Origin of the sequence: Microbacterium sp. RD1 (assembly GCF_052220165.1) — a bacterium.
Classification (GTDB): Bacteria; Actinomycetota; Actinomycetes; order Actinomycetales; family Microbacteriaceae; genus Microbacterium.
Window position 1 is genome coordinate 235,408 of sequence record NZ_JBQPOL010000003.1, and the last position, 14,203, is coordinate 249,610.

16 protein-coding genes are annotated in these 14,203 nt (G+C 70.5%); 9 read left to right on the forward strand and 7 right to left on the reverse strand.

All coding sequences use genetic code 11. From position 1 onward, the window contains the following. Positions 1-17: 17 nt before the first annotated feature. Entirely contained in the window at positions 18-1,301 is a 1,284-nt protein-coding gene (locus ACTU3I_RS15645; protein WP_442926639.1) for a DNA recombination protein RmuC, read from the forward strand. 132 nt (positions 1,302-1,433) lie between these two features. Here the strand turns inward: ACTU3I_RS15645 and ACTU3I_RS15650 are convergent, their stop codons facing one another. Both ACTU3I_RS15650 and glpX read right to left on the reverse strand, forming a co-directional pair. Further along, a complete protein-coding gene (locus ACTU3I_RS15650; protein WP_442926640.1) occupies positions 1,434-1,643 on the reverse strand; it encodes a UDP-N-acetylmuramyl pentapeptide phosphotransferase in 210 nt (69 codons plus the stop codon). 235 nt (positions 1,644-1,878) lie between these two features. Then, on the reverse strand, positions 1,879-2,868 hold the full coding sequence (glpX, locus tag ACTU3I_RS15655; RefSeq protein ID WP_442926641.1) for a class II fructose-bisphosphatase: 990 nt from the start codon (positions 2,866-2,868) through the stop codon (positions 1,879-1,881). Between the two features lie 186 nt (positions 2,869-3,054). Here glpX and fbaA point away from each other — a divergent pair, with 186 nt between their 5' ends. Continuing rightward, entirely contained in the window at positions 3,055-4,086 is a 1,032-nt protein-coding gene (fbaA, locus tag ACTU3I_RS15660; protein ID WP_442926642.1) for a class II fructose-bisphosphate aldolase, read from the forward strand. Between the two features lie 77 nt (positions 4,087-4,163). Here fbaA and ACTU3I_RS15665 read toward each other — a convergent pair whose 3' ends face one another. The 5 genes from ACTU3I_RS15665 to ACTU3I_RS15685 are packed head-to-tail and all read right to left on the reverse strand — an operon-like array spanning position 4,164 to position 7,573. After that, a complete protein-coding gene (locus ACTU3I_RS15665) occupies positions 4,164-4,712 on the reverse strand; it encodes an MOSC domain-containing protein (RefSeq protein ID WP_442926643.1) in 549 nt (182 codons plus the stop codon). A 23-nt stretch (positions 4,713-4,735) separates the two neighbouring features. Then, a complete protein-coding gene (locus ACTU3I_RS15670) occupies positions 4,736-5,419 on the reverse strand; it encodes an anti-sigma factor family protein (RefSeq protein ID WP_442926644.1) in 684 nt (227 codons plus the stop codon). Beyond that, the gene (locus ACTU3I_RS15675; RefSeq protein ID WP_442926645.1) at positions 5,416-5,919 is read right to left on the reverse strand and encodes a sigma-70 family RNA polymerase sigma factor; all 504 of its coding nucleotides are present in this window, start codon (positions 5,917-5,919) and stop codon (positions 5,416-5,418) included. Before ACTU3I_RS15675 ends, ACTU3I_RS15670 begins: the two co-directional genes overlap by 4 nt. A gap of 41 nt (positions 5,920-5,960) precedes the next feature. Beyond that, positions 5,961-6,515 carry a DUF6264 family protein gene (locus ACTU3I_RS15680; protein ID WP_442926646.1) on the reverse strand — a complete coding sequence of 185 codons (555 nt, stop codon included), beginning with the start codon at positions 6,513-6,515 and terminating at the stop codon, positions 5,961-5,963. After that, complete coding sequence (locus ACTU3I_RS15685; protein ID WP_442926647.1) at positions 6,512-7,573, reverse strand: 4-hydroxy-3-methylbut-2-enyl diphosphate reductase; 1,062 nt, start codon at positions 7,571-7,573, stop codon at positions 6,512-6,514. The genes ACTU3I_RS15680 and ACTU3I_RS15685 overlap by 4 nt, the downstream gene beginning before the upstream one ends. 47 nt (positions 7,574-7,620) lie before the next feature. On the opposite strand from ACTU3I_RS15685, the gene xseA reads away from it, so the two are divergent. The 7 genes from xseA to ACTU3I_RS15720 are packed head-to-tail and all read left to right on the forward strand — an operon-like array spanning position 7,621 to position 13,979. Continuing rightward, positions 7,621-8,925 (forward strand): exodeoxyribonuclease VII large subunit, encoded by a 1,305-nt coding sequence (gene xseA / locus ACTU3I_RS15690; protein ID WP_442926648.1) that lies wholly within the window; start codon positions 7,621-7,623, stop codon positions 8,923-8,925. Between the two features lie 10 nt (positions 8,926-8,935). Beyond that, on the forward strand, positions 8,936-9,163 hold the full coding sequence (locus ACTU3I_RS15695) for an exodeoxyribonuclease VII small subunit (protein ID WP_442926649.1): 228 nt from the start codon (positions 8,936-8,938) through the stop codon (positions 9,161-9,163). After that, positions 9,163-9,792, forward strand: a complete 630-nt coding sequence (locus ACTU3I_RS15700) for a DUF4245 family protein (protein ID WP_442926650.1) — start codon at positions 9,163-9,165, stop codon at positions 9,790-9,792. Before ACTU3I_RS15695 ends, ACTU3I_RS15700 begins: the two co-directional genes overlap by 1 nt. Next, complete coding sequence (locus ACTU3I_RS15705) at positions 9,789-10,451, forward strand: carbonic anhydrase (protein ID WP_442926651.1); 663 nt, start codon at positions 9,789-9,791, stop codon at positions 10,449-10,451. The genes ACTU3I_RS15700 and ACTU3I_RS15705 overlap by 4 nt, the downstream gene beginning before the upstream one ends. Before the next feature lie 37 nt (positions 10,452-10,488). After that, positions 10,489-11,883: a class II fumarate hydratase gene (locus ACTU3I_RS15710; RefSeq protein ID WP_442926652.1), complete on the forward strand. Its 1,395-nt coding sequence runs from the start codon at positions 10,489-10,491 to the stop codon at positions 11,881-11,883. A gap of 15 nt (positions 11,884-11,898) precedes the next feature. Next, a complete protein-coding gene (locus ACTU3I_RS15715; protein ID WP_442926653.1) occupies positions 11,899-13,326 on the forward strand; it encodes an ATP-binding protein in 1,428 nt (475 codons plus the stop codon). Then, on the forward strand, positions 13,323-13,979 hold the full coding sequence (locus tag ACTU3I_RS15720; protein WP_442926654.1) for a response regulator transcription factor: 657 nt from the start codon (positions 13,323-13,325) through the stop codon (positions 13,977-13,979). Before ACTU3I_RS15715 ends, ACTU3I_RS15720 begins: the two co-directional genes overlap by 4 nt. Positions 13,980-14,203: the final 224 nt, after the last annotated feature.

Sequence of the window (14,203 nt, forward strand, 5' to 3'; positions counted from 1 at the left end):
GGAGCATCCTGAGCGGCATGGACGCACTGGCACTCCCCCTCGTGGCGATCGTCTGCGTGATCGTGGGCGCACTGGCCGGATTCGCCGTCGGTGGCGCGCGGGCCACGGCCCGGGCCTCGCGCGAGCGCGCCGACCTCACGGCGCGCCTGGCCGCGAGCGAAGCCGGGCGTGCCGGCGTGCAGGCGCAGCTCGATCACCAGCACCTGCTGTACCGCGAACTCGCCGGGCAGGCGCGGGCCGACCAGGCCGCCCGCGAAGAACGAGAACGACGCGAGCAGACGGTGCTCCGCGCGCTGGAGCCGGTCCGCGAGACGCTCGGCTCGATGCAGCGCAAAGTGGAAGACCTCGAACGCGAGCGCGGCACGCAGTTCGCCACCCTCAGCGAGCAGCTGCGCCGTGCCCACGAGACCGACGAGTCGCTGCGGCTGACCACCGAGTCGCTCGCATCCGCTCTCCGCTCCGGGAGCACCCGCGGGGTGTGGGGCGAGACGCAGCTGCGCCGTGTCGTCGAGGCTGCGGGCCTCACGCGCTACGTCGACTTCGACACGCAGGCGACCATCGCGACCGACGGCGGCGGCACGGCGCGCCCCGACATGATCGTGCGCCTCCCCGGCGGCAAGACCCTCGCCGTCGACGCCAAGGCGCCGCTCGACGCCTATCTCGAGGCCAGCGCCATTCCGCTCACCGCCCAGGGCGCCGAGGCCGCACGTCGCAAGACGTTGCTCGACCGTCACCTGCGCGCCGTGCGCGGGCACGTCGACGCCCTCGCCAAGAAGGCGTACTGGGCCGCTCTTCCGACGAGTCCGGAGTTCGTCATCTGCTTCATCCCGAGCGAGTCGTTGCTCGCGGCGGCGCTCGAAGAAGATCCGGGCCTGCTCGACTACGCCTTCACGAAGCGGGTCGCGCTGGCGTCACCGGTGAACCTGTGGGCGGTGCTGAAGACGGTCGCCTACACGTGGACGCAGCAAGACGTGTCGCACGAGGCGCAGCGGCTCTTCGCCCTCGGCACCGAGCTCTACGAGCGCATCGGCACTCTGGCCGGCCACGCCGACGACCTGCGCCGCGCGATCGAGCGCACCGTCGACAGTTACAACCGCTTCGCCGGGTCGCTCGAGTCGCGCGTGCTCGCCAGCGCCCGACGCTTCCCGGGCATCGACGACACGAAACTCGACGCGGTGGCGGCACCGGCGGCGGTCGAGCAGCCGCTGCGACGCTGGAGCGCCCCCGAGCTGGTGAGCCCGGATGCCGGCGTCACGGCCGACGTGGGCGACCTCCGCCGCCGCATCGACGCGGCCGAGTAGCCCCTGCATCCGACGTCGCATCGTCGGAGAATGCTGCCGACGTCGGAGGATTCGCGGCAGATCGTCCGACGGAGAGGGGATTGTCCGACGTCACGGTCGGAGCGGCCTCGGCGAGCGAGCCGGCAGAGTGGGTTAGGCGCCGCCGGGGACGAAGCCCAGCAGCGCGATGACGGCGGTGGACACCAGGACGAACCCCCCGACCATCCACCACGCACTGACCTGCTGACCCTCTTCCCGGCGGACGCGGAACAGCACGTCCGGGCGACGCGCGGGATCGACGGCATCTGCGATGACGGCTTGCGCGCCGGTCCTCGGCGCGTTCGTGCTCGTCGGAGCGGACATTGCGTTCCCCTCGGTGGTCGGTCTGAAACAGAGCGTCCCCGTCGACACCGCTATCGATTTTGCCAGACGAACCCTGGGAAGGGCCGTCACGACTCGATCACGATGCCGCCGGCGCGTCGATCTCGACGCTGCCATCGAGGCATCCCCCGCTGCAGCCCCTTGCGCATCCGGCCGCGTTCTGGTCCGCACCGCTCGACACGCCCGAGGCGCGGTCAGCTGCCGTGCGGGCGCGGGCTCAGAGCCACTTCGAGGTCAGGTGCTCCGAAGACACGCGGCGGAGCGTCCCGGATGCCCCGCGCAGGACGACGCTCTCGGTGTAGACGTAGTCCCGCTCCCGACGCACCCCCGCGACGAGCTGACCGTCGGTCACTCCGGTGCCGACGAAGATCGTGTTGTTGCCCTTCACGAGGTCATCGGCCTCGTACACAAAGTCGTCGAACTTGAGCCCCGCGTCGAGGCCCCGCTGCTTCTCGTCGTCCTTCTGCGGCCACAGCCGGCCCTGGATGTGACCGCCGAGCGCCTTGATGGCGCACGCGGTGACGATCCCCTCGGGGCTGCCGCCGATGCCGACGCACATGTCGGTGCGGGCGTTGTGACGCGCGGCGTTGATTCCGCCGGCCACGTCTCCGTCGCTCATCAAGCGCGTGCCGGCGCCGGCTTCGCGGATGTCCTGGATGAGCTTCTCGTGACGCGGCCGGTTCAGCACCGACACGACGATCTCGTCGACGGGCTTGCCGAGGGCCTTCGCCAGACGCCGGATGTTCTCGCCGACGGGGAGGCGGATGTCGACGACGCCGACCCCCGCGGGGCCGGTGACGAGCTTGTCCATGTAGAAGACGCTGGAGGCATCAAGCATCGTGCCGGCGTCCGACACGGCGATGACCGACAGTGCGTTCTGACGGCCCGCGGCAGTGAGAGACGTGCCGTCGATCGGGTCGACGGCGACGTCGCACTGCGGGCCGCGGCCGTTGCCGACCTTCTCGCCGTTGTACAGCATCGGCGCTTCGTCCTTCTCGCCCTCTCCGATGACGATCCTGCCGTCGAAGTTCACCGTGGTGAAGAACGCGCGCATCGCGTCGACGGCGGCGCCGTCGGCTGCCTCCTTGTCGCCGCGGCCGATGAAGGGCACAGCGCGGATGGCTGCGGCCTCCGTCGCGCGGACCAGCTCGAGAGCAAGGTTGCGGTCGGGGTGGAGGGGGCTCATGTCGGCGGTAAGGCTCACCATTCGGCCAGCCTATCCAGCGGACCGAAAGGACCGCCCTCGCCAGCGACCCGGAGCCGTGAAGGAATGGCGAATCTTTCGATCCGCGAAGATGCCGCCGGCAATACGCTCTCGCCTCGGCCTGCGTGACCGCAGAGCGCCTTCGCTAGGCTGACCCACGAACCCCACTCCACGAAACGAGGAGCCACCATGCCCGTCGCCACCCCCGACCAGTACGCAGAGATGCTCGACCGCGCCAAGGCCGGCGGCTTCGCGTACCCCGCGATCAACGTCTCCAGCTCGCAGACCATCAACGCGGTGCTGCAGGGCCTGACCGAGGCGGGCTCCGACGGGATCATCCAGGTCACGACCGGCGGTGCCGACTACTTCGCCGGCCAGAGCGTCAAGGCGCGGGCATCCGGGGCTCTCGCGTTCGCGAGGTTCGCCACCGAGGTCGCCAAGAACTACCCGATCACCGTCGCCCTGCACACCGACCACTGCCCCAAAGAGGCCCTTCCCGGCTTCGTCCTGCCTCTCATCGAGGCCTCCGAGGAGGAGGTGCGGGCCGGTCGCAACCCCATCTTCCAGTCGCACATGTGGGACGGCTCGGCGGTGCCCCTGGATGAGAACATCCAGATCGCGAAGGACCTCCTCCCCCGCATGAAGAACATCAATGCGATCCTCGAGATCGAGGTCGGGGTCGTGGGCGGCGAAGAGGACGGCGTTCAGCACGAGGGTTCGAACGAGGCGCTGTACACGACAGTCGGAGACGTGACGAAGGCGGTCGAGGCGCTGGGTCTGGGCGAGAACGGCCGCTACATCGCCGCCCTCACCTTCGGCAACGTGCACGGCGTCTACAAGCCGGGCAACGTCAAGCTCCGCCCCGAGCTCCTCGGCGAGATCCAGGCCGGCATCGCCGAGCGGTTCGGGCACGGGCCGAAGCCGCTCGAGCTCGTCTTCCACGGCGGCAGCGGCTCGACCGACGAGGAGATCGCCCTGGCCGTGGCCAACGGCGTGGTGAAGATGAACATCGACACCGACACGCAGTACGCCTTCACGCGGTCGGTGGCCGGCTACATGTTCGGCAACTACGACGGCGTGCTCAAGGTCGACGGCGAGGTCGGCAACAAGAAGCAGTACGACCCGCGCGCGTGGGGCAAGGTCGCCGAATCGGCGATGGCCGCCCGCGTCGTCGAGGCGACCCAGCAGCTCGGCTCACACGGCAAGTCGCAGTCCGTCTGACCCCCGGTATCGCTCACCCGCACCGTTTCGCGGTTCTCCGGCCCCCGAAGCAGCCGAACGGTGCGGGTGAGCCGTCTCTACAGCGCGCGGAAGACCTCCGCCACCGTGGGCGCGGCGTCGGGCACCGACAGCACGTCGATCTCGTCGCCGGCGCGGATGCTGCCGACCCGGCGCACCCGCAGATAGGGACCGAGACGCCCCGCCTCGGCGAACCGCTTGACCCAGCCCCGCTCGTCCGCGCCACCGACCCACCGGGCGAAGGTCCCGCACGGCGTGCGCGGCATCGTCACCTCGAGTTCGACCGTCCGGCCGATGCGCCACACCTCGCCGATGCGCGCCGCGTTGACGTCCATCCCCTCGACGCGGAGGTTCTCTCCGAACCACCCGGGCGCGAGCGGGCGTCCCAGCTGCTCCTCCCAGAACGCGGCGTCGTCCTGCCCGTAGGCGTACACCGCCTTCTGCAGCCCGCCGTGGTGCTTGCGGCTGGCCTGCACGTCACCACGGAGTCCGAACTGCCCCACGCGCACGGCGCCCGTCACGGGGCGCTTGTCGATCGCCGTCACCCCGAGGAATCCGGTGTCGGGGCGAAGCTGATGCACGATGCAGACGGCGCGGAGACGGGGCATCCGGGAATGCTACGTCACCGACGTCACTCCTCCGCGGCGTCGTAGCGCAGAAGCACATCCGCGCCGTCGAGCGTGCGGATCTCCACGGCGCCGATGTCGCCGAGGGCGAGGTCGGTCCCTGCGCTCAGACGCGTCGTGGCACCGGGTGCTGCGCGCCACGTCGACACCGTCGTGGCCGTGCCGTCCGTTCCGACGACGGCCAGCGCGTACGGCCACCCGTCCTCCGGAACGTCCTTTCCGCCGCTGCGGTAGCTGCACTCCAGGTCGATCCGGGTGCCCCAGGCCACATCCGTCAACCGCACCGAGGCCTCGATGGGCGTCCCGGCCAGATCGGAGAGGGCGTGCACGCTCCCCTGCGGCATCGTCAGGCCGACCGAGACCGGCACCGCGATGCCGCCGAGCACCAGCGCGACGGCCGCCGCCAGGATCCAGGCGGTGCGGCGCCTCGTCCGTGCGCGTCGGACGCGCGCGAACGTGCCGTCCCGCACCGTCGCCGCGGGCTCCTCCGGCACGGCCTCCAGGGCGCGGGCACGCTCCGCGGGGACGCGCGAGAGCAACCCGACGGTGGGAGCCAGCTCGGCCACGGCCGCACGGCAGGAGGGGCACTGAGCCAGATGATCTTCGAAGATGCGCCGGTCGGTCGGCGACAGGGCTCCCAGCACGTACGCCGCATCCCACTCCGCGACGCGATCGTGGTCATCGTTCATCGCGTCACCCCCCTCTCCTGCAGTGCGAGCCGCAATGCTCGCACCGCGTAATGCAGCCGTGACTTCACGGTGCCCTCGGGTATCCCCAGCTCCTCGGCGGCCTGTGCGGTGCTGCGGCCGCCGTAGTAGGCCGAGACGATCACCGCGCGATGGTCGGCACTCAGGGTCGCGAGGGCGTCTTCGATGAGCAGGGCGTCGAAGAGCGCGTCCGCGTCATCGCCCGCGGCGCGCTCGGGCGGCTCGGCGACCGATGCCTCATGCCGGCGCCGCGCGCTGCGCGCCTCGTCGATCACGAGGTTCCGCGCGACGGTCATGAGCCAGGCGCGCGCGGAGGCCGGGTCGTCGAGGATCTTCGGATTGCGCCACGCACGCACCAGCGTCTCCTGCACGATGTCGTCCGCGCCCGCGCGGTCGCCGGTGAGGCTCACGACGTAGCGCCACACCGGGCCGGCGTGCGCGTCGTAGAGCGTTCCCAGCTGCACTTCGGTCCGCCCGCGCATGACTCCTCCCGATCAGGACACGAGACGCGTGGCCGATCGGTTCACCGCGGGGCGAAACCTTCGATGAGGGCGAGGAACGCCGGGTCGGCCGACAGCGGCACCGCGACACAGGCCGCGACGATGCTCGTCGTCACCACGGCACCGACGAGCGGTACCCAGAAGGCGATCCGCCCCCGCTGCAGCATCCTCCAGGACACCAGCGCGGTCGCCACCCACCCGGCGATGTAGACGACCGCCGCCACCGGACCCCAGACATCCGCCGCCGCGGTGTTGGTGAACGTCCCGTCGGCGCCGAGGAGCTCGAGGTACTCGTTCGCGAAGGTGGGGAAGTCGAACAGCCGCGGCACCGTGAGCAGGACATTGAACAGCCCGTAGAGCAGCAGCGCGATCGTCCCGACGCGATCCGCGCGTCGGGCGCCGGATGCCGCGGGGACGCGAGCGGGCCTCCCCGCGGGCGCGGGCGCACCGGATCCGGGAGGTCGCATCCCCGCGCTGAGCGCGTCGGTGACCTCGGGTCGCGCGATCCGCGCGCGCTGCTCCTCCGCGCTCGCGTATTCGCCGAACTGCGGACGGGGACGCGGCTCGGACTCGCTCACGGTCTGCCCCGCCCGCCCAGGGCCCGCGCGTCGCGGCGGCCCGCCGCATCCGAGCGCAGCTCCTTGGGCAGGGAGAACATCAGGTCCTCCTCTGCGGTGCGCACCTCTTCGACGTCGCGGTAGCCGGCACCGGCGAGCTCTGCGAGGACCTCCTGCACGAGCACCTCGGGAACGGATGCTCCGCTGGTGACCCCGACCGTCTCCACGCCGTCGAGCCACTCCTGCCGCACCTCGTCGACGTAGTCGACCCGGTAGGCGGCCTTCGCACCGTGCTCGAGGGCGACCTCGACCAGGCGCACGCTGTTGGAGGAGTTGGCGGAGCCGACGACGATGACCAGATCCGCGCCCTTCGCGACCTTCTTGATCGCGACCTGGCGGTTCTGGGTCGCGTAGCAGATGTCGTCAGAGGGCGGGTCCTGCAGCTGCGGGAACCGTGCCCGCAGGCGCCGCACCGTCTCCATCGTCTCGTCGACCGAGAGTGTCGTCTGCGACAGCCAGACGACCTTCGACGGGTCGCGCACCTCGACGGTGTCGGCCTCGTCGGGCGAGTTCACGATCGTGACGTGGTCGGGCGCCTCGCCTGCCGTGCCTTCGACCTCCTCGTGGCCGAGGTGGCCGATGAGGAGGATCTCGTGGTCGTCGCGCGCGAAGCGCACCGCCTCGCGGTGCACCTTCGTCACGAGCGGGCAGGTGGCGTCGATGGCCTGCAGCCCGCGGTCTGCCGCCGCCGACACGACAGCGGGCGAGACCCCGTGCGCGCTGAAGACGACGTGCGCACCCTCGGGCACCTCGTCGACCTCGTCCACGAACACGGCACCTTTCGCTTCGAGCTCGGTCACCACGTGGATGTTGTGCACGATCTGCTTGCGCACGTAGACGGGCGAGCCGAAGCGCTCGAGAGCCTTCTCCACGGCGATCACGGCACGATCCACACCCGCGCAGTATCCACGCGGGGCGGCCAGGAGCACCCTCTTGCGTCCGTCCACCGGGATATCCTGGAGCCGCCCGCGACGCCCCGGGATCCGGGGGACGGGCAGCGAAACGACGGGAGTGCTCACCCTCTGAGTCTACGAGGGCGCCCCTGGACGACGGCCGAATGAGACCCATGACGACTTTCCAACCAGACACGGTGCCCGGGCAGCCCCCGCCTCCCGATTCGGTGCCTCCCCGCGACTCGACGACGAACGCGCCGACGTCGGTCGCGCGACTGAACGACACCATCCGCGGTTTCGTGGATCGATGGGGGTCGGTGTGGGTCGAGGGGGAGATCACGTCCTGGAACGCCCGCGGGGGCAATGTCTTCGGGCGGATGAAAGACCTCGCGACCGATGCGACGATCTCGTTCCGCATCTGGTCGAGCACCCTGCAGCGGCTCCCGAAAGACCTCAAGGTCGGCGACCACGTCATCGCGTGCGTGAAGGCCGACTACTTCCCGCGCACTGGTGACTTCAGCTTCTCCGTCTCGGCGATGCGCCACGTCGGCCTCGGCGACCAGCTGGAGAAGCTGGAACTCCTGCGCGCGACCCTGCGCAAGGAGGGCCTCTTCGACGCGTCACGGAAGCAGCCGGTCCCCTTCCTCCCCCACCTCATCGGTCTCATCACGGGCGAGAACTCCGACGCCGAGAAGGATGTGCACCGCAACGCCGAGTTGCGCTGGCCCCACGTGAACATCCGCACGAAGCACGCCGCCGTGCAGGGCGATCGCTGCGTCCCCGAGACCATCGCGGCGCTGAAGGCGCTCGACGCCGACCCTGATGTCGACGTCATCATCATCGCCCGCGGCGGCGGCGACCCGCAGACCCTCCTCGGGTTCAGCGACGAACGGCTGCTGCGCGCCGTGGCCGCCGCATCGACGCCCGTCGTGAGCGCGATCGGCCACGAGAACGACCATCCGCTGCTCGACGACGTCGCCGACCTCCGCGCGTCGACACCGACCGACGCCGCCAAGCGCGTCGTTCCGGATGTCAGCGAGCAGCGCGCGCTCGTCGGACAGCTGCGCGCCCGGCTGACGGGGCGGTTCACGCAGCGCATCTCCCACGACATCGCCCAGCTCGAGCAGCTTCGCTCGCGCCCGGTGCTCCGCTCGCCGGAGGGCTTGCTGACCGGGCGGGCCCAGGAGACGTGGGTTCTCGTCAACCGCGGGCGCGACATCGTCGACCGTCGCGTCGCCGACTCCGATCGGCGCACCCGTGAACTCCGCGCGTCCCTGCGCGCCCTGTCGCCCCTGGCCACCCTCACACGCGGGTACGCCATCGCTCATCTCGCGAACGGCGTGATCGTGCGAGAGGCCTCTCAGGCCCCCGCCGGCGCCGGCCTGCTCGTGACGCTCGCCGAGGGCACCATCGCCGCGCGGTCGGAGGGCGAGGTGGCGGAGCCGCCGGCGGCGAGCACGTCAGGGGGGCCGAACTAGGATGGAACCCATGACCGCGTCGCATCCCGGCCCCGCCGATGTCGCGACATTGTCGTTCGAGCAGGCCCGTGACGAGCTCGTGCGCGTCGTCGCCGAGTTGGAGCAGGGAGCCCCGACGCTGGAGGAGTCCCTCGCGCTGTGGGAGCGCGGCGAGGCGCTTGCCGCCCGCTGCGAGGAGTGGCTCCTCGGGGCCAAGCGCCGCCTCGATGCCGCCCGCGCCGGCGTGACGGAGGAGTGATGGCTCGCGTCGTCGCCGAACTCGGGCGCCCGGAGACTCCGGATGAGACCGCCGCACGCAAGGCGGAGTCCTCGCGGGTGTACCGCGCGAGCCAGAACTTCCGGAGCCTGATCGCCGCGCTGATCGTCACACTCGTGGTCGTCGCCGTCATCGTCTTCGGCGTGCCGCGCGGCGAGCCGGCCGAGCGCCCCCGCATCGACGTCGCGGCGGAGGCGACCGCGCTCAGCGAGACCCTGGCTCGCCCGGTTCTCATCGCCGACGTCCCCGAGGACTGGGGCGTGAACGTGGCCTCGTTCGAAAGCGAGGCTGTCGACGCCTGGACGGTGGGATACGTCCCCACGGGCAGCAAGGGATTCCTCCGCGTCGCGCAGGGCTTCGACGCCGACGAGGCCTGGACGGCCGAACTCGTCGCCGGGAACCGCTCCGTGGGGACGGCCACGATCGACGGGATCGCGTGGGACGAGTACCGCATCGCCGATCCGGCCGACGCCGGCAACGTCTCCTACGCCCTGGCCACGACCGCTGGAGCGGACCGCATCGTGATTTACGGATCCTCCTCCCCCGAGACCGCCGCCCTCGTCGCCGAGGCGATGGCCGACGGGATCCGCGACCTCAGGAAGGCGTCATGACCGCTGCTCCCGCTCGCACGCCGCGCTCCGTCTGGGACGAGATGTCGGAGGGCAACAGCCGATTCGTGAGCGGAGCGCCGCGTCATCCGCGCCAGGACGTCGAACGCCGCGCCGAGCTGGCGGGCGGTCAGCGTCCGCGCGCGGCCCTGTTCGGATGCTCCGACTCGCGTCTGGCGGCCGAGATCATCTTCGACGAGGGCCTGGGCGATCTGTTCGTCGTGCGCAACGCCGGGCAGGTCATCTCCGACTCGGTGATCGGCAGCCTGGAGTACGCCGTCGCGGTGCTCGAGGTGCCGCTCATCGTCGTCCTTGCCCATGACGCGTGCGGGGCGGTCGCAGCCGCGATCGACAGCGTCGGCGTGGACGCACCCTCCCTTCCCCCGCTCATCTGGCGGCAGATCGCGCCCATCGTCCCGGCCGTGCGCCGCGTCATCCGCTCCGGCGCGGACGCCGGGGTGACCACGGCCACGGTCGATCCCGAAGACGTCGGACGCGAGCACCTGCGCGACACGGTCGGCCAGCTGCTGCACGCCTCCGAGCTCATTAGTCAGGCCGTCGCCGAGGGGCGGCTCGCCGTCGTCGGGGCCAACTACCGCCTCGCCGAGGGGACGGCATCCCCCGTCGTCATCGTCGGCGACGCCGGCGACTCGCAGCTGTGAAGATCTCTCACCCAACCGGCAACAGGAGGACGACGACGTGACCGAGACCGAATACCGCATCGAGCACGACACGATGGGAGAGGTGCGGGTCCCGAAGGACGCACTGTACGCCGCGCAGACGCAGCGTGCCGTGGAGAACTTCCCCATCTCCGGCGACCCGCTCGATCCGGCGCAGATCGTCGCGCTCGCCCGCATCAAGAAGGCCGCTGCGCTCGCGAACAAGGAGCTCGGCACCCTCGACGGCACCATCGCCGATGCGATCGCTCGCGCCGCCGACCGGATCATCGCCGGTGAGTTCGCCGACCAGTTCCCCATCGACGTGTACCAGACCGGCAGCGGCACGTCGTCGAACATGAACATCAACGAGGTGCTCGCGACTCTCGCCACGCGCGACCTCGGCTCACCGGTGCACCCGAACGATCACGTCAACGCCTCGCAGTCGTCCAACGATGTGTTCCCGACGTCGGTGCACATCGCCGCGACGCAGGCCCTGATCGACGACCTGATCCCCTCGCTGGACCACCTCGCGGTCGCCTTCGAAGAAAAGGCCGAGGCCTGGAAGGACGTCGTGAAGTCGGGGCGCACCCACCTCATGGATGCGACGCCGGTGACCCTCGGGCAGGAGTTCGGCGGGTACGCCCGCCAGATCCGCCTCGGCATCGAGCGCGTCCAGGCGGTCCTCCCCCACGTCGCCGAAGTCCCGCTCGGCGGCACCGCCGTCGGCACCGGCATCAACACCCCGCCGGGATTCCCCCAGAAGGTGCTCGAGCTCATCGTCGCCGAGACCGATCTGCCGATCACCGAGGCCAAGGACCACTTCGAGGCGCAGGCCAACCGTGACGGCCTCGTCGAAGCCTCTGGCGCCCTTCGCACCATCGCGGTGTCGCTCACGAAGATCAACAACGACCTGCGCTGGATGGGCTCGGGCCCGAACACCGGCCTCGGCGAACTCCACATCCCCGACCTGCAGCCGGGATCGTCGATCATGCCCGGAAAGGTGAACCCGGTCGTGCCGGAGGCGACGCTCATGGTGTGCGCGCGCGTCATCGGCAACGACGCCACCATCGCCTGGTCCGGGGCATCCGGCTCCTTCGAGCTGAACGTCGCGATCCCGGTGATGGGGACGGCGCTGCTGGAGTCGATCCGACTCCTCTCCAACACCGTCCGCGTGCTCGCCGACAAGACGATCGCCGGCCTCGAGGCCAACGTCGAGCGCGCCGCCGCCTACGCCGGCATGTCGCCCTCGATCGTGACGCCGCTGAACAAGCTCATCGGCTACGAGGCGGCGGCCAAGATCGCCAAGCACTCGGTGGCGAAGGGCATCACCGTGCGGGAGGCCGTCCTCGACCTCGGCTACGTGGAGCGCGGCGAGATCACCGAGGACATCCTCGACTCCAAGCTCGACCTGCTTTCGATGACCCACCCCGGTTGACGCCATAATCGAACGGTGAGCCGCTCGCCGAGAATGCTCTCGGCGCGCGCGCGGGTATTGGGGGCCGTCCTCGCCGTCGCGTGCGTCGGGCTCGTCGTCGTGGGCGGGATCACGTTCTGGGTGCAGCGCGACCGCGCCCTCGACAACGCCGAGACGCAGCTGCGGGGGTTCGCCGCGACCTTCTCGGCCGAGACGGCGCGCGGGCGCGACTCCGTCGTGGCCGCGGTCGGTCAGGTGGTTCCGGGACGCTCCGACGGCACGATCGCGATCGCCGACGGGCAGGTCGTCGCCACGGCCCCCGCGTCCTCCGGGCTGGACCTCGCCCACGACGACGCCTTCGTGCGCGCCGTCAGCGCGGAGGATCCGACGACGATCGGCTACGGCACGATGACCGGCGACCTCGGGCGACTGCGCTACGTCGCGGTGCCGCTCGGCGACACCGTGGTGGTGCACGCGATCCTGCTCGACGCGCGGCTGGAGCTCGTCCGCCTGGGCGTGGGCACGTACGCGATCGCCGGGGCCGGGATGCTGCTGGCGATCGGCGTCGTCGGGTGGTTCGTGATCGGCCGGCTCCTCTCGCCGCTGCGGAATCTGCGGGCCACGGCCGACGCGATCACGATCACCGATCTCGGCACCCGCATGCCCGAGGACGGCGACGACGAGATCTCCGACCTGTCCCGCACGGTCAACTCGATGCTGGACCGCATCGAGGGGTCGGTCGACGTGCAGCGGCAACTGCTCGACGACGTCCGCCACGAGTTGAAGACCCCCATCACCATCGTCCGCGGGCACCTCGAGACGATGAACGTGTCAGACCCGACCGATGTCGCCTCCACGCGCGACATCGGCATCGCCGAGCTCGATCGCATGACGCGCCTCGTCGACGACATCGATCTGCTCGCCACGGTGGAGGGCGACTCCTTCGCGATGAGCGTGGTGGACGTCGACGCGCTGACGGCGCGCGTGGGAGAACTCGTGGCCGTCATCCCCGGCCACCGGTGGAGTGTGGAGACGCGCGGCTTCGGGCGTGTGGACGGCGATTACGACAGGCTTCTCCAGGCGTGGCTGCAGCTGGCCGACAACGCCGCGAAGTACACCCCCGAGGGTTCCCCCATCGAGATCGGCAGCAGTTTCGGTGAAGAGGGCGCCGCGTTGTGGGTGCGCGATCACGGCCCCGGAATCCCCCCGGCATCCCGCCACCGCATCTTCCGCCGATTCGACCGCGCCGAGGGGCGGCGCACCGTCGGAGGCTCGGGTCTCGGCCTCGCAATCGTCGATGCGATCGCGAAGGGCCACAACGGCCACTGCTCGGTGTCGGACACTCCGGGCGGCGGCGCCACCCTCACCATCCACATCCCGCCCGGACTCGGTCGAGCCGCCGCGGACCTGCCGGCGCCGATCCGCGCCGGCGACGTCGTACAACAGCGAGAGGCCTCCGGATGACGCTCATCCTCATCGCCGAAGACGAGAGCCGCATCTCGGCGTTCATCAGCCGAGGGCTCGAGTCGGCCGGCTATCGCACGAGAATCGTCGACGACGGCGCCGAGGCGCTGGACGTCGCGCTATCGGGCGACGCCGACCTGATGCTCCTGGACGTGGGGCTGCCCTCCCTGGATGGCTTCGAGGTGCTGCGCAACCTCCGCGGGCAGGGCTCCACGATGCCGGTCATCATGCTCACCGCCCGTTCCAGCACGCGCGACACCGTCGACGGACTCGACGCCGGCGCCAACGACTACGTCGCGAAGCCGTTCAAGTTCGACGAGCTGCTCGCCCGCGTGCGCTCGCGGCTGCGCGAGAACGTGCAGACCGGGACGATCGCCCTGGTCCACGCCGACGTGAGCCTCGACGTCCTCACCCGCCGGGCGACCGTCGCTGGGCGCGAGGTCGACCTGAGCGCCCGAGAGTTCGCCCTGACCGAGCAGTTCCTCCGTCATCCGGGGCAGGTCCTCAGCCGCGAGCAGCTGCTCAGCCGCGTCTGGGGACTCGACTTCGACCCGGGATCGAACGTCGTCGACGTGTACGTGCGCTACCTGCGCGGCAAGTTCGGACACGACCGCATCAGTACCGTCCGCGGCGCCGGCTACCGCTGGGAGTAGGCATGAGAGAGCCCCCGGCGTTGGGGGAACACCGGGGGCTAAGAGGAGGCCCGGAGATTTGGGGGAAACTCCGGTCATCTTCGCGTCACCCGAAACGCGTCGACTCTCCTTCTCACTGCGGACCGGAACCGATCCGCACATTTTGTGTAGTTGTACTACTACGGGGGGAATCCGCCGCAGGGGCGGTGCGAGTATCTCTCTCGCGCTGCCTCTATCCTGCGACG